General features: G+C 71.4%; 14 protein-coding genes. 10 read left to right on the plus strand and 4 right to left on the minus strand.

The window, feature by feature from the left end; all coding sequences use genetic code 11:
• Positions 1 to 3: 3 nt before the first annotated feature.
• Positions 4 to 825: an LD-carboxypeptidase gene (locus ACSQ1L_RS06860; RefSeq protein ID WP_435993274.1), complete on the minus strand. Its 822-nt coding sequence runs from the start codon at positions 823 to 825 to the stop codon at positions 4 to 6.
• A gap of 95 nt (positions 826 to 920) precedes the next feature.
• Here ACSQ1L_RS06860 and ACSQ1L_RS06865 point away from each other — a divergent pair, with 95 nt between their 5' ends.
• From ACSQ1L_RS06865 to ACSQ1L_RS06895, 7 genes are read left to right on the plus strand one after another with little or no spacing between them, the layout of a single operon-like run.
• Positions 921 to 2,327, plus strand: coding sequence for a glutamate ligase domain-containing protein (locus tag ACSQ1L_RS06865; protein WP_435993276.1), 1,407 nt, complete (start codon positions 921 to 923; stop codon positions 2,325 to 2,327).
• Positions 2,328 to 2,370: 43 nt separating this feature from the next.
• Positions 2,371 to 4,389, plus strand: a complete 2,019-nt coding sequence (locus ACSQ1L_RS06870) for a TonB-dependent receptor (RefSeq protein WP_435993278.1) — start codon at positions 2,371 to 2,373, stop codon at positions 4,387 to 4,389.
• 40 nt (positions 4,390 to 4,429) lie between these two features.
• Positions 4,430 to 5,080, plus strand: a complete 651-nt coding sequence (locus ACSQ1L_RS06875; RefSeq protein ID WP_435993280.1) for a PepSY-associated TM helix domain-containing protein — start codon at positions 4,430 to 4,432, stop codon at positions 5,078 to 5,080.
• Positions 5,081 to 5,119: 39 nt separating this feature from the next.
• Positions 5,120 to 5,626: a DUF2271 domain-containing protein gene (locus ACSQ1L_RS06880; RefSeq protein ID WP_435993282.1), complete on the plus strand. Its 507-nt coding sequence runs from the start codon at positions 5,120 to 5,122 to the stop codon at positions 5,624 to 5,626.
• A gap of 11 nt (positions 5,627 to 5,637) precedes the next feature.
• Entirely contained in the window at positions 5,638 to 6,438 is an 801-nt protein-coding gene (locus tag ACSQ1L_RS06885; protein WP_435993284.1) for a DUF4198 domain-containing protein, read from the plus strand.
• A 14-nt stretch (positions 6,439 to 6,452) separates the two neighbouring features.
• On the plus strand, positions 6,453 to 7,529 hold the full coding sequence (locus ACSQ1L_RS06890; protein ID WP_435993286.1) for an FAD:protein FMN transferase: 1,077 nt from the start codon (positions 6,453 to 6,455) through the stop codon (positions 7,527 to 7,529).
• Complete coding sequence (locus ACSQ1L_RS06895) at positions 7,526 to 8,899, plus strand: sulfite reductase subunit alpha (protein WP_435993288.1); 1,374 nt, start codon at positions 7,526 to 7,528, stop codon at positions 8,897 to 8,899. The genes ACSQ1L_RS06890 and ACSQ1L_RS06895 overlap by 4 nt, the downstream gene beginning before the upstream one ends.
• Positions 8,900 to 8,905: 6 nt before the next feature.
• On the opposite strand, the gene ACSQ1L_RS06900 is transcribed toward ACSQ1L_RS06895, so the two are convergent.
• On the minus strand, positions 8,906 to 9,583 hold the full coding sequence (locus ACSQ1L_RS06900; protein WP_435993290.1) for a Fe2+-dependent dioxygenase: 678 nt from the start codon (positions 9,581 to 9,583) through the stop codon (positions 8,906 to 8,908).
• Positions 9,584 to 9,591: 8 nt separating this feature from the next.
• On the minus strand, positions 9,592 to 11,841 hold the full coding sequence (locus ACSQ1L_RS06905; protein ID WP_435993292.1) for a TonB-dependent receptor: 2,250 nt from the start codon (positions 11,839 to 11,841) through the stop codon (positions 9,592 to 9,594).
• A gap of 132 nt (positions 11,842 to 11,973) precedes the next feature.
• Between ACSQ1L_RS06905 and ACSQ1L_RS06910 the strand changes: the two genes are divergently transcribed.
• Positions 11,974 to 13,326, plus strand: coding sequence for a putative bifunctional diguanylate cyclase/phosphodiesterase (locus tag ACSQ1L_RS06910; RefSeq protein ID WP_435993295.1), 1,353 nt, complete (start codon positions 11,974 to 11,976; stop codon positions 13,324 to 13,326).
• Positions 13,327 to 13,333: 7 nt separating this feature from the next.
• Here the strand turns inward: ACSQ1L_RS06910 and ACSQ1L_RS06915 are convergent, their stop codons facing one another.
• Positions 13,334 to 14,545, minus strand: a complete 1,212-nt coding sequence (locus ACSQ1L_RS06915; RefSeq protein ID WP_435993297.1) for an NAD(P)/FAD-dependent oxidoreductase — start codon at positions 14,543 to 14,545, stop codon at positions 13,334 to 13,336.
• 117 nt (positions 14,546 to 14,662) lie between these two features.
• Here ACSQ1L_RS06915 and ACSQ1L_RS06920 point away from each other — a divergent pair, with 117 nt between their 5' ends.
• Together ACSQ1L_RS06920 and ACSQ1L_RS06925 are read left to right on the plus strand one after the other, a co-directional pair.
• Positions 14,663 to 14,851: a hypothetical protein gene (locus ACSQ1L_RS06920; protein ID WP_435993299.1), complete on the plus strand. Its 189-nt coding sequence runs from the start codon at positions 14,663 to 14,665 to the stop codon at positions 14,849 to 14,851.
• 33 nt (positions 14,852 to 14,884) lie between these two features.
• Complete coding sequence (locus tag ACSQ1L_RS06925) at positions 14,885 to 15,196, plus strand: YerC/YecD family TrpR-related protein (RefSeq protein WP_435993301.1); 312 nt, start codon at positions 14,885 to 14,887, stop codon at positions 15,194 to 15,196.
• Positions 15,197 to 15,201 lie beyond the last annotated feature (5 nt).

Consider the following 15,201-nt stretch of genomic DNA (forward strand, 5'->3'; position numbering starts at 1 on the left):
CCCCTAGCGCGGTCCGAACGGCACCACCTTGTTGTCGCGGTCGTGGCCGATGTCGGCGGCGCCCAGATACGGAATGCCCGAGCGCTGGCACCAGTAGCGGGCGATCTCTTCCGGGGTCAGGCCGAAGTCGGGGTCGTTCTCGACGATGTCCGAAACCCGCCCCAGCCGGATGCCCGCCACCTTGCGGATCGAGGCCTGGCTGGTCAGGTGGAACATCATCCGGTCAATCCGGTACAGCGGCTCCGAAACGTCCTCCAGCATCAGCACGTGGCCGGACAGGTCCGGTTCCAGCGCCGTCCCGACCAGGGCGTCGATGATGCTCAGGTTGAAGGCGGCCGCCGGGCGCGGATCCTCGTGCAGCGACGGCTCCCACGACGACGGGTCGCCGCGCTTGAGCCAGTTCAGGGCCCGCCACGCCGTCGCGTCGTTGCGCACCGCGTCCGAGGCCATCGGCCCGTGCGCCACATGCGGAAAGCCCGCCTTGTAGAGCCCCGCGAGCAAGGTTCCGGCGTCCGAATATCCCAGATACCGCTTCTTCCGCGCCACGGGCTCCAGCCGCGGCAGCACCGCCTCGGCGATCCGGCACGAGCCGTAGCCGCCGCGCGCGAACCACACCGCGTCCAGCCGCGGATCGTTGGCGTATTCGACGAAGGCGGCGGCCCGGCTGGCGTCGTCGCCGCCGAAATGCCCGTGCTTGCCGAAGCTGGCCGGGTGGAACACCACCTTGATCGAGCCGTCGGGCACGTGCTCCGCGAACCACGCGTGGACCGCGTCCGCCCGCTCCCGGCTGAAGCGCGAACTGGCGTTGACGATGCCGATCTTCAAAGCGTGCCCCCGGACTGTACGCCCCCTTCATAGTCCGCGCCGGGCCGTCGAACCAATCCCTTCCCCTCGTCGTCTCCTGCCTCTACTCAGCCGTCATGGCGAACGACTATTTCTTCTGCGGCATCGGCGGCTCGGGCATGCTGCCCCTGGCCATGATCGTCCAGGCCCAGGGCGGCCGCATCGAGGGTTCCGACCGCTCCCGCGACCAGGGCCGCACCCCCGAGAAATTCGCCTGGCTGCAAGCCCACGACGTCGCCCTGCACCCGCAGGACGGCTCCGGCGTCACCCGTCCCGACCAGATCGTCGTCGCCACCGGCGCCATCGAGGACACCGTCCCCGACATCGGCGCGGCGAGGCGCGCCGGCGCCCGCATCGTCACCCGCCCCGAACTGCTCAGCCAGCTGTTCAACGCCGCCCCGACCTCGATCGGCGTGGCCGGCACCAGTGGCAAGTCGACCATCACCGGCATGATCGCCTGGATCCTGCACCAGGCGGGGCGCGAGCCCACCGTCATGAACGGCGCGGTGATGAAGAATTTCGCCGACGCCGACCATCCCTTCGCCAGCGCCCTGATCGGCGGCCGCGATCTGTTCGTCTCCGAGGTCGACGAGTCCGACGGCTCCATCGCCCGCTACGACCCGACCGTGGCGGTGGTCTCCAACATCTCGCTCGATCACAAGTCGATGGAGGAGCTGCGCGACCTGTTCGGCGGCTTCACCGCGCGTTCGGCCACGGCCGTGCTCAATCTCGACAATCCCGAGACGGCGGCGCTCGCCCAGCACATGGTCGAGACTGGACGCGGCGCCGCCGTGGTCACCTTCGCGCTCGGCAATGAGACCGCCGACCTCTCCGCTCATGACCTCGATCCGCTGCCGACCGGCATGCGGTTCCGGCTCACCGAGCTCACCACGGGAGGCGACGCCTTCGTCACCCTGCAGGTTCCCGGGGCCCACAACGTCGCCAACGCCCTCGCCGCCCTCGGCGCCGCCCGCGCCATCGGCGTGCCGCTCGACCAGGCCGTCGCCGCGCTGGAGAGCTTCTCCGGCATCCGCCGCCGCATGGAGGTGGTCGGGACGGCCCACGGCGTCACCGTCATCGACGACTTCGCCCACAACCCCGACAAGATCGCCGCCACCCTCAAGACCCTGCACGCCTTCGACGGCCGCCTGCTGATCCTGTTCCAGCCGCACGGCTTCGGTCCGCTGAGGCTGATGAAGACCGAATTCATCGACGGCTTCACCGGCCTGCTGCGGCCGGACGACGTCCTGCTGATGCCCGAACCTGTCTATTATGGCGGCACCACCGATCGCAGCGTCGGCAGCGAGGACATCGCCTCGGGCATCCGCGCCGCCGGCCGCCACGCCGAGGCCCTGCCCACCCGCGAGGCCTGCGGCGATCGCCTCATCGAGCTGGCCCGCCCCGGCGACCGCATCGTCGTCATGGGCGCGCGGGACGACACCCTGTCGACCTTCGCCTCCGAGCTGCTGCGCCGACTGGGATGAGTCCGGGGGCAACCGTTCCGCCGCCGGTGTATTGTAGCGCTTGATGCTCCAGGTCCCGCCGCCGCCCGAATTGCCTGAAGTTGTCGTCACCGGCGCCCGCCTGCCGCCGGCCGCCGGCGAGGCCGCCTTCTCGGTCATCCGGCTCGACGATCATGACCTGCGCGACCAGCACCGGCTGGACGAGGCACTGGCCACGGTCCCCGCCGTCTCCCTGTTCCGCCGCACCACCAGCCTCGCCGCCAATCCGACCACCCAGGGGATCAGCCTGCGCGCCATCGCCCCGTCGGGCGCCGGGCGCACCCTTGTCACCCTCGACGGCGTGCCGCTCAACGATCCGTTCGGCGGCTGGGTGATCTGGTCCCAGATCCCGACCGAGAGCCTGTCCGGCCTCGACATCGTGCGCGGCTCCGGGGCCGGACCGTACGGCGCGGGCGCCCTGACCGGCGTGATACAGCTGCGCGAGCGGGACGGCGGCGCCGTGCTGGACGCCTCGATCGCCGAGCGCGGCGGCGCCCGCCTGGCCGCGTCGGGCGGCGCCGACCTCGGCCCCGTGCGCGTAGTCGCCTCGGGTCTTTACGAAACCAGCGACGGCTATGTGCCGGTGCGCGGCCCCGGGGCCGGCGCCGCCGACAGGCCGCTGGACCTCGAAGTGCACAGCGCCGCCCTCCGCGCCGACATCCCCGTCGCCGCCGCCGTCGTGTCCCTGCGCGCCTCGGCCTTCGAGGAGGAACGCGGCTCCGGCGTGGAGAACAGCCGGGCCAGCGCCAGCGGAAACGCCGTCAGCGCCACCGCCGTCCTCGCGCCGGAAGGCGTCCGTCCCGGCTGGAGGGTCCAGCTCTGGCGCCGTGAAAGCGACATGACCAACACCTTCGTCGCCGTGGCCGATGACCGCTCGTCGGCGCGCCCCGCGGCCGAGCAGTACGGGACCCCCGCCACCGGCTGGGGCGCCAACGCCGCCCTGCGCCGCACCTCGCTGCCCCTGCTCGGCGGACGGCTGGAATGGGAGTTCGGCGCCGACGCCCGCTTCAACGAGGGCGAGACCCGCGAGCGGTTCCGCAACCTCGGCGCCGGCTTCACCCGCGGCCGCATCGCCGGCGGCGAGACCTCGGTCGCCGGCGTCTACGGCGAGAGCGCGTGGAGCGCCGGACCGTGGCTGGTCGCCGGCGGCCTGCGTTACGACTCGTGGCGCAACGAGAACGGCCGCCGCTACGAGACCGACCTCGCCACCGGCCTGCCGACCCTCGACGAGGCCGACCCCGACCGCTCCGGCGAGGTGGTCAGCGCCCGCCTCGCCGCTCGCCGCGAAATCGGGTCAGGCCAGTCCCTGCGCCTCGCCGCCTACACCGGCTTCCGCCCCGCCACCCTCAACGAGCTGCACCGTCCCTTCCGCGTCGGCAACGACATCACCGAGGCCAACGCCGCCCTCGTTCCCGAGCGGCTCGCCGGGATCGAGGCCGGCTGGGCCTGGACCGGCGACCGGGCCTCCCTGACCGCGACCGCCTTCTGGACGGAGATCGAGGACGCCATCGTCAACGTCACCCTCGGCGAAGGCCCCGGAACCTTCCCCCGCGCCGGCTTCGTCCCGGCCGGCGGCGTGCTGCGCCAGCGCATGAACGCGGGGACCATCGAGGCCACCGGGCTGGAGATCGACGGTCGCCTCGAGCTGACCGAAGTCCTTTCCGTCCGCGCCGCCCTGTCGGCCACCGACGCCCGCGTCGACGGCGGCGTCCTGGCCCCGCAGCTGACCGGCCTGCGCCCGGCCCAGGCCCCGATCTGGAGCGCTGTCGCCGGGCTCGACTGGCGCCCGGTCGACCGCCTCGCCCTCGCCGCCGATCTGCGCTGGGAGAGCCGCCGCTTCGACGACGACCTCAACAGCCGCGCCCTCGACGCCGCCGCCACCGTCGATCTCCGCGCCGACTGGGCGGTGACCCCGTCAGCCACCGTCTGGCTGGCCGCCGCCAATCTGTTCGACGCGGAGGTGGAGGTGTCGGAGACCGGCGACGGCGTCTCCGGCTTCGGCCCGCCCCGCACCCTGAGCCTGGGCGTCAGACTGTCGCGTTGATGCTATTGCAAACCGTTCGCAACTTCGGCACAAGCCGGAGGTGACCGACGCCACCGCTCCCGCCAGGCCCCCGAAGGCCCTGAACGCCAGACGCTCGTTCTGGCTCAAGCAGCTGCACCAGTGGCACTGGATTTCCGCCGCCCTCAGCCTGATCGGCCTGCTGCTGTTCGCCGTCACCGGCATCACCCTCAACCACGCCGCCCAGATTCCCGCCGAGCCGGTGACGGTCGAACAGACCGCCACCCTGCCCGCGCCCCTGCTCGAACGGCTCGAGACCTTCCCGGCGGAGACCATCGACCCGGTCCCCGAAGCTGTCGCCCGCTGGGCCTCGGACGCCTTCAAGGTCCGTATCGCCGGCCGCCCCACCGAAACCACCGCCGATGAGATCTACGTCGCCCTGCGGGAACCCGGCGGCGACGGCTGGCTGACCATCGACCGCGCCACCGGCGAGGCCCTGCGCGAACGCACCACCCGCGGCGCCGTCGCCTGGCTCAACGACCTGCACAAGGGCCGCAACACCGGCCCGGTCTGGTACTGGTTCATCGACGTCTTCGCCGCCGCCTGCGTGGTCTTCGCCGCCACCGGCTTCGCCCTGACCTGGATGCACGCCCGTCAGCGCCCCTCGACCTGGCCCCTGCTCGGCCTCGGCCTGCTGATCCCCGCCGTCATCGCCCTGCTGTTCATTCACTGACCCCAGCCGACCCGCCCTCTGATCCGCCAAGAGTGTCCCATGCGTAAGCTCACCCTCGCCGCCACCGCCGCCGTCGCCGGCGCCGCCGCGACCCCGGCCTTCGCCGCCGACCTCACTGTCTCGGTCGAGATTCCGCGCCTGTCGGTCGCCGCCTACCATCGGCCTTACGTCGCCGTGTGGATCGAACGGCCGGACAACACCGCCGTGCGCACCCTCGCCGTCTGGTACGAGGTCGCCAACACCGCTGAGGGCAAGGACTGGCTGAAGGACATGCGCACGTGGTGGCGCCGCGGCGGTCGCTCGCTGGCCCTGCCCGCCGACGGCGTCTCCAGCGCCACCAAGGCCCCGGGCCGCCACACCGTCACCGTGCGGGGCGCCCGTCTCTCCAACCTGCCGGCCGGCGACTACGTCATGGTCGTCGAGGCGGCCCGCGAACTGGGCGGCCGCGAATCCGTCCGCATACCGTTCCGCTGGGGCGCGCCCAACACCGCCCGCGCCGCCGGCTCCAACGAACTCGGCGCCGTCAGCGTCACTGTCACCCGCTAAGGAACACCGCCATGAAGAAGTCGATCGCCCTCGTCGCCGCCCTGGCGGCCCTGGCCCTGCCGATGTCGGCCCAGGCCCACCGCGCCTGGCTCACCCCGACCTCGACGGTCCTGTCGGGCGCGGACGCCTGGGTCGGCTTCGACGCCGGCATGTCGAACGGAGTGTTCATTCCCGACCACGCCCCGATGAATCTCGCCGGTCTGGTCATCACCGCGCCGGACGGCTCGACCGCCCAGCCGGAGAACATGATCCGCGCCCGCTACCGCTCGTCGTTCGACCTGCACCTGACCCAGCCAGGCACCTGGAAGGTCGCCAACGTGATGAGCGGCGTCATGGCCACCTACAAACAGAACGGCGAACAGAAGCGCTGGCGCGGTCAGGCCGCCGAATTCCCGGGCGCGATCCCGGCCGACGCCACCGAGGTCGTCGCCACCCGCACCTCCAACCGGATCGAGACCTTCGTCACGCTCGGCGCCCCGACCGACACCGTCTTCACCAACCCCGCCGACGGCCTGATCCTGATTCCGGTCACCCATCCCAACGACCTGGTCGCCGGCGAACCCGCCACCTTCAAGCTCTCGATGGACGGCCTCCCCGCCGGGGGCGTCGAGGTCACTGTGGCGCGAGGCGGCACGCGCTACCGTGACAATCCGGAAGAGATGACCGTGACCACCGGCCCCGACGGCGCCTTCACCGTCACCTGGCCCGAGCCCGGCATGTACTGGCTCAACGCTTCGGTCCGCACCCCAGCCGCGGGTGATACGATCGCCGCCAACGCCCAGTATGTGGCCGTCATGGAAGTCCTGCCCTGACCGACGGCCCCTCCTTGTCCGGCCGCTCGGCCCCGCCGCCGGTCGTGATCGGCGACGCCGGGCCCCGCGCCCACAACCGCGTGCTGATCCCGACTCACGGGCGGGAGCCGACGCGCCCGCCGTCGGACCTGATCCAGGACTTCGCCGGCGAGAGCATGGGCACGACCTGGGCCGTCCGCCTCGTTCCACCCCCAGGTCTGGACCGCGCCGCCTTCCAGACGGCCATCGAGGAAGAGCTGGGCCGCATCGTCCTGCTCTTCAGCCATTGGGAGCCGCGCTCGGAGCTGTCGCGCTTCAACGCCGCACCCGCCGGCTTCTGGGCCGTGTCCGAACCCTTCTGGGCGCTGCTCAACGCCGCCCTCGACCTCGCCGACGACACCGACGGCGCGGTCGACCCAACCATCGGGGCGCTGGTTGACCTGTGGGGCTTCGGCCCGCCGGGCCCTCGCCCGCTCGACGCCTCCGGCCGGCTCATCGCGCCGTCGGAAGAGGAGATCGCCGCCGCCCGCGCCCTCGGCGGCTGGGGCCGGCTGCGCCTCAACCGTAACGCCCGCGGCGTGCAGCAGCTCGGCGGGGTCAGGCTCGACCTCTCCGGCATCGCCAAGGGCCATGCGGTCGACCAGGTCTCGGAACGGCTGACCGCCATGGGCGCGACCTGCCATCTGGTCGAGATCGGCGGCGAGCTGCGCGGCGCCGGCGTCAAGCCCGACGGCCGCCCGTGGTGGGCCGAGTTGCAGCAGGCCCCCGGCGCCCCCGGTCCGCGCACCGTCGCCGCCCTGTTCGACCTCGCGGTGGCCACCTCCGGCGACTGGGTCCGCCGTTATGAGATCGACGGTCAGGCTTACAGCCACACCCTCGATGGCCGCACCGGCCGTCCGGTCGACAACGGCGTCGCCTCCGTCACCGTGCTCGCCGACACCGCCCTTTACGCCGACGCCATGGCCACGGCCCTGACCGTCATGGGCCCGCAGGAAGGCCCCGCCTTCGCCGAGGCCATGGCCATCGCCGCCGCCTTCGTGGTGCGCGGCCCGGACGGCCTGACCGAGACGGTCACACCCGCCTTCGCCGCCATGCTCGACGAGGGCAGGTGACCGCCGACCCGCTGCGCTGGTTGTGGGCGGCCGTCGCCGTCGCCCTGTGGCTGGGGATCGTCGCCGCGGTCGTCCGGGGCCGCGCCCGCGCCCGCCGCGCCGCCGCCGCCCGGGCCGCGACCCTCGCCCCGCACAAAGGAGCCGACGCCCTGCTCGTCGCCTTCGCCAGCCAGACCGGCCACGCCGAGGAGCTGGCGTGGATGACGGCCGCCAGCCTGTCCCGGGCCGACGTCCCCGCCCGGGTGGTCCCGCTCGGCGACCTCGATCCGCCCGCCCTCAAGGCCGCGGGCCGCGTCCTGATCATCGCCGCCACCACCGGCGAGGGCGACGGGCCCGACCCCATGTCCGGGTTCATGCGCCGCCACATGACGGCCCCCGCCGACCTCGCGGGCCTCTCCTACGCCCTGCTGGCGCTCGGCGACCGCACCTATGCCGACTTCTGCGGCTTCGGCCGCGCCCTCGACCTCTGGCTCCAGCGCTCGGGCGCCTCGCCCCTGTTCGACCGCGTCGAGGTCGACAACGGCGACGCCGGCGCCATCCGCCACTGGCAGCACCAGCTCGGCGCCGTCACCGGCCACGCCGTCGAGGCCGACTGGACGCCGCCCGCCTATGACCGCTGGCGTCTCGCCGCCCGGACGCACCTGAACCCCGGCAGCCCCGGCGGCGAGGCCTGGCTGCTGGCCTTCGAGCCGGTCGACCACAGCCCCGCCTGGGTCGCCGGCGACATCGCCGAGATCGGCCTGCCTGCGCCCGACGCGGGGGCCTCGCCGGGCAGCCGCGAATACTCCGTCGCCTCCCTGCCCGCCGACGGCCGGGTCGAGTTCATCGTCCGCCGCATGACCCGCCCCGACGGCTCGCCCGGCCTGGCCTCCGGCTGGCTGACCCGCGATCTCGCGGTCGGCGACACGGTCGAGATGCGGGTCCGCACCAACCGCGGCTTCCACGGCCCGGCCCCCGGAGTTCCGCTGATCCTGATCGGCAACGGCACGGGCCTCGCCGGCCTGCGCGCCCACTGGCGCGCCCGGGCGCAGCGGTCGCACGGCGGGGTCTGGCTGATGTTCGGCGAGCGCACCTCGGCCCACGATGCCTTCCTCGACGAGGAGCTCCGCACCGCCGTCGCCTCGGGCCTGCTGACCCGCCTCGACCGCGCCTTCTCGCGTGACTCCGGCGACGGTCGTTACGTCCAGCACCTCATCGCTCAGCACACGGACGAACTTGCCGCCTGGGTCGATCACGGCGCCGCCATTCTCGTCTGCGGCAGTCTCGAGGGCATGTCGCAGGGCGTCCACGCCGCGCTCGAGACCGCCCTCGGCGCCGACCGCCTCCTCGCGCTCACCGAAACCGGCCGCTATCGGCGCGACGTCTACTAGGCGCGGTCAGACCTCGGTCCAGCGCCGCAGCAGGTTGTGGTAGACCGCCGTCAGCTCCAGCACCGCCGGGTCCTTCGGCCCCTTCTCCGCATTGACCCGCTGGATCGCCACATCCAGCCGGAACAGCGTCTCGCGGTCCGCGTCGTCGCGCACAAGGCTTTGAATCCAGAAGAAACTCGCCACCCGCCTGCCGCGCGTCACCGGCGTCACCCGGTGCAGGCTCCTGGACGGATACAGCACCAGATCCCCCGCCGGCAGCTTGACCGGCTGAGGCCCGTACATCTCCTCGACGATCAGCTCGCCGCCGTCGTAGGTCTCTGGTTCCGCAAGGAAAAGCGTCGCCGACAGATCGCTCCGGATGCGCATGTGACCCCGCTGCCGGATGGCATTGTCGACATGCGTCCCGAAATGCTCGCCGCCCTCGTAGGCGTTGAACAGCGGCGGGAAGATCGTGTGCGGCAGGGCTGCCGACACGAACATCGGATTGGCGTTCAACGCCTGCACCACCAGCGCACTGACCTCGCGCGCCTCGGCCGAGTCCTCGGGCAGCTGGCGGTTGACCTTGGCGGTCGCCGACTGGTGGCCCGAGGTCGCATTGCCGTCCGCCCACGGCCCGGCGTCCAGGCGCGACCGCAGGGTCGCGACCTCGTCCTTGCTGAAGACGCCGGGGATGTGGAGCAGCATGGCCCGGTCTAGTAGCGCAGATTCAGCGTCAGGATAGCCTGCCGGGCCGGCGGGACGTCGGCGTGGTGCACGCCGTTGGTGCGCAGGATGTAGTCCTCGTCGCCCGCGTTCTGGACGTTCAGCTGCAGCGAGGCGCGGTCGGTCAGGTCGTAGGAGGCGAACAGGTCCACCCGGGTGTAGGCCGGCGCGTAGACCTCGTTGGCCCCGCCCCCGGCCCCGCCCTGGTTGCCGCCGAAGCTGTCCGACACATAGTAGACCCCGCCGCCGAGGCTCAGCTTGGGCGTCACCCGGTAGGTGCTGAACACGCTGAACGAATGCTCCGGGGTATTGGCCAGCGAATCGCCGACGTTGACGTTGTTGTAGGCGCCCGACACCAGCTCCGACTCCATCCAGGTGTAGCCGCCGAACACCTGCCACTGGCGGGTGATGTTGCCGGACACGCCCAGTTCGACCCCCTTCACCTCGGCCTCGCCGGCCTGCTCGAACACCCCGGGCGACACCTGGATCTGGGCGTTCTCGCGCTTCAGGATGAAGGCCGCGCCCGACACGGCCAGCCGGTCGTTGAACAGATTGGCCTTGGCCCCGATCTCGAAGCTTTCGGTCTCTTCCGGATCGAGCAGCTCGCCCGACAGATTGCCGGAGCCCTCGCCGCCGACGCCGTTCTGGTCGCCGCCTGACACCGTCGGCGGCGTCGAGGACGTCGCCCACGAGGCGTAGAGGCTCGAGTGGGCCGTCGGCTTGTAGACCAGGCCCACCTGATAGTTGACGAAGTCCCACGAGCCTTCTTCAGTGGTCGGAACGGCGGCCCCACGGGGCAGGACGGTGCCGTCCACGTCGTAGGAATCGTGCCGCACGCCTAGGTTCAGCAGCCACCGCTCCCCGAACTCGATCGAATCGAAGGCGTACAGGCCCAGGGTGTTGGTGTTGGCGTGGATTTCGGTTCCGCGGGTGATCGTGCCGGTCCACGGATCAGACGGGTTCGGCGCATAGACCCGCGTGCAGTCGAAGCCGGTCAGCGGCGCGGGGCAGACCGTTCCGCTGCTGGTGGCGACGCTATAGGAGGCGTTGCGGTTGATCTCGCGGCTGAACTCGACCCCGGCGTCGAAATTGTGGGTCAGGCCGCCGGCGTCGACGCTGCCGTACAGGTCGACGACGTTGGCGAAGGTCGCGGCGGGGTTCCAGCGCGACTTGGTGGCCCGCTTCATCCAGTACTCGCCGCCGATCAGCGCCACGCCGCCCGTGTCGATCCGCCCGCCGTCGCCCGGGTTGGTGACGACATAGTCGTTCAGCGTCTCGGCATAGCGGGTGACGTTGCGGATCGACAGGCTGCCATTGATCCGGTGCTCCAGCTCCAGGGTCAGGCTGTCGACCTCGTTGGTGAGGTAATCACGCGCCTCCAGCCCGTAGAAGCTGTCATACGGCACGTCCAATACGCCGCTGTCGGTCGTCCGCACCCCGATCTTGGTGAACAGCGGGATGCCGTAGTCCGGCATCTGGTTCGAGGTCAGGTGGTAGTAGCTGAGCGTCGCCGTGGTGGCCGATCCCAGGCCGATCGCGCCCGACAGGCCCAGCCCCCATTTGTCGTAGTCGACGGAGTCGCGGCCCGGCACGTCGCCCTGCGCGCCCATCAGGTTCAACCGCAGTCCGGCCGTCTGGCCGAGGCCCCAGTTCTGGTCGACGGTCCCGCGCAGATAGCCGTCGGTCCCGGCTCCCAGGCCGAAACGGCTGAAGTTCGTCAGGCGCGGCGCCTTGGAGCTCAGGTTGATGCTGCCCCCGCCCGAGCCGCGGCCGGAGTAGACCGCGTCAGGCCCCTTGATAACCTCGACCTGCTCGAGATTGAACACCTCGCGCTGCTGGCCGCCGCTGTCGCGGACGCCGTCGACGAAGACGTTGTTGCCCGAGGACTGGCCGCGGATGAACGGCCGGTCGGCCAGCGGCTGGCCGCCCTCGCCCGCGCCGAAGGTGATCCCCGGCGAGGTGCGCAGGATGTCCTGCAGCGAGGTCGCCGCGGTCTGCTCGATGATCTGCTGCGGAATGATGGTCACCGACCGGGGCGTGTCGACCAGCGGCGCGACGAACTCCGGCGACTGCGGCTCACGGCGGGCGGGGTCCCCGGTCACGGTCACTGTTCCGAGGTTGGTGGCGTCCTGCGGATCGGCGTCCGGTCCCGGATCGGCCAGCGCCGGCCCCGCCATCAGCATCCCGGCGGCGCTGGAGGCGAACAGGAGAGCGCGAAGGGCGTCGGGACCGGACAGCATGGGGTGGGCCTTGTTTGATATTGCGATGCGCTCGCAATATCAGCTTGGCCGTGTTGCGCAAGAACTATTGCGAGCTGTTCTCAACTAAGTACGGTTTACGTGCGCTTCATCACATTGGGCTATGCGCAGGGCATGCGCCGTTCGTTCGCGTTCCTGTCCGCGCTGTTCTCCCCGCGTTCCGGCCGGACCGTTCCGCACGACCACGACGCGCGCCTGACCCACATGGCCCTGCATGACCAGGAGACCGGTCTCGGGAACCGTCTGTCGCTGGAACGCGCCGCCGCCGGGGACACGCCCGTCTACGTCATTCTGTTCGGCATCGACCGGTTCGAGTTGCTGCGCAACGCCATCGGCTACGATTCCGTGGCCGGCCTGCTGACCACGGTCGGCCGCCGGCTCTCGAACCTCGCCCGGACGCCCGTGGCCCGTGTCGGCGCCGGCGTGCTGGGCCTCGTCCTCCACGCCGAGGATGACGACGCGGCGGTCCAGACCGCCATCCGGCTCTGCGAGGCGGCCCAGGCCCCGGTGATCCTGAACGGCGCGCCGGTCGATATCAGCCTCACCGCCGGTCTTGGCCGCAGCGGCCTGACCAACCGGACCGTGACCTCGCCCGTCGACCGGGCCTCCATCGCCGTCGACCAGGCTCGCGCCGCCCATCGCCGCGCCATGGGTTTCGACGCCGTCCGTTACGGCGACCCGGCCGGCAATCTGTCGCTGATCAGCGAATTGATGGCCGCGCTCGACAACGGCGAGTTCTCGCTGAACTACCAGCCGAAATATGATTTCCGCGCCGAAGGCGTGACCGCCGTGGAGGCCCTGGCGCGCTGGACCCACCCGCGGCGCGGCTGCGTCCCGCCCGACGTCTTCGTGGTCATGGCCGAGGAGACGGGCCACATCCGCCCGCTCACCGAATGGGTCATCCGCCAGGCCATCCAGGACCAGGCGGCGCTCGCTCGCGCGGGGCACGATCTGATGGTGTCGGTGAACGTGTCGGGACGTCTGTTGTCCGACGAGAGTTTCGCCGATTTCGCCCTCGCCGCCGTCGAGGCCTCCGGCGCCCGCCTGTGCTTCGAGATCACCGAAACCGCCGTGGTCGCCCATCCGGAAATGGCCCTGCGCATCCTAGACCGCTTCGCCGGGGCCGGCATATCGGTGTCGCTGGACGACTACGGCTCCGGCCTGTCGTCCCTGACCTATCTGAAGCAGATCCGCGCCGACGAACTGAAGATCGACAAGAGCTTCATCCTCGGCCTCGACGACTCGGCCCGCGACGCCCTGCTGGTCAAGTCGACCATCGACCTGGCCCACGGTCTCGGCATGAAGGTCACCGCCGAGGGCGTCGAGACCCCGACCGCCCTGGCCCTGCTGCGCGGCATGGGCTGCGACATGGCGCAGGGCTATCTGATCGGCCGCCCGATGTCGTTCGCCGCCCTGGTCGAGCGGCTGGAAGGGTCCTCGCGGAAGGCCGGCGTCGTCGCCGCCTGAGCCGGTTTCAGGCCGCCGCCACCGCCTTCATCGACACGCCCATGTCGGCCAGCCGGTCCGCGTCCACCGCCGTCGCCCGGCCGATCATCTGGCGTCCGGCCATGAACTCGGCGGGCGCATTGACCGCCTCGACGCAGACGATCCGGTCGCCCGCCAGGTGGAAGACGGCGAAGGCCGCCGCCGCCGGATCGCCGCGCAGCACCTGACGGTCGGCCCCGTCGGGCAGGCCGGCGATCTGCAGTTTCACGTCGTACTGGTCCGACCAGAACCACGGCACCTCGGGCGCCGGCGCGGGGCGTCCGGCGATCGCCGCCGCCGCCTGCTTGGCCTGCTCCAGCGCATTGGGCACGCTCTCCAGCCGATGCCGCCGCCCGCCGTGCACGGGAATCGGCCGGAAGGTCACGTCGCCGATAGCCCAGATCGCCGGGTCCGACGTCCGCGCCGTCTCGTCCACGACCACCCCGTTCTCGCAGGCCAGCCCGGCCGACGCCGCCAGCCGGCCGCACGCCTGCGCGCCGACTCCGACCAGGATCACGTCGGCCTCGACCAGCCTTCCATCCCCCAGCCGGACGCCGCCGTCCTCGAAGCCCGTGACCTCGGCCGAGGTCAGCACCTCGACGCCATGGTCCCGGTGATAGCGGGTGAAGAAGTCCGACAGCGTCTGAGACGCCACCCGCGCCAGCACCCGGTCCATCCGTTCGATGACCACCGCCGCGGCCCCCAGCGCCCGCGCCGACGCCGCCGCCTCCAGTCCCACATAGCCGCCGCCGACCACCGCCAGCCGCCGCCCCGGGCCCAGCGCCGCCTTCAGCTTCTCCGCGTCGGCCAGCGTCCTCAGCTCCAGCAGGTCCGGCCGGTCCGCCCCCGGCAACGCCAGCTTCCGCGCCGTCGACCCCGTCGCCAGGATCAGCGCGTCATACCGTTCCATCGTCCCGTCCGCGAAGCTCACGGTCCTCGCCGCCGGATCGACGGCCGTCGCCGTCACCCCCGTCCGCAGTTCGATGTCGTGCTCGGCGTAGAAACTCTCTGGCCGCAGCAGCAGGCCCTCGAGATCCGTCTCGCCCTTCAGCCAGGCTTTCGACAGCGGCGGCCGCTGGTACGGCGCCGCCCCCTCCTCGCCCGCGAGCAGGATCGGCCCCTCGAAGCCGTACTGCCGCAGCAGGGCCGCCGCCGTGCCTCCCGCGTGCCCCGCGCCGATGATCACCACTCTATTGGCCATGACGGTCGAGGTAGGCGAAACACACCGGTCGGAAAACCCTGATTCTGCGGGAAACAAAACCGGTTCGGCACGGTTGCAGGCCCTAACCGAGCCACCTGGCTTCCCAGTAGCGTACACATGAACGTCCCGCCCGAGCCGGCTTCCTTCTCCGAGGACGATGCGGAGATGGCCTGCGAATCCCTGCCCTGGCAGGTGGCTTCGGCGCGGGCGGCGGTCGCCAAACACCACGCCCGCCTTATCGACCAGCTGGACGGGCTGGCGGCGAATTCCGACGATGACGACAGGGAGTCCGACAGGGCCCCTTGACCGTTCCACTGTTACAGCATAGTGGAACGCGCCATGACCGACACCCTCCCCCGCAACGCCGCCGCCACCGCACGCAGCCGCGTCGCCCTCTACGACGCCCTGCTGTCGCTGAAGACGCGCGACGAGGTCGACGCCTTCCTCGCCGACCTGTGCACCCCGGCGGAAATGCGCGCCTTCGCCGAGCGCTGGGAGGTGGCCCGCCTGCTCGACGCCGGCGGCAAGTCGTATCGCGAGATCGCCGCCGCGGCCCAAGCCAGCCCGACCACCGTCGTGCGGGTCGCCCGCTTCCTCAGGGAAATGCCGCACCAGGGCTATCGGCTCGTGCTCGACCGGCTGAAGGCCTGATCGCC

It is taken from the genome of Brevundimonas sp. LjRoot202, assembly GCF_964253355.1.
GTDB lineage: Bacteria > Pseudomonadota > Alphaproteobacteria > Caulobacterales > Caulobacteraceae > Brevundimonas.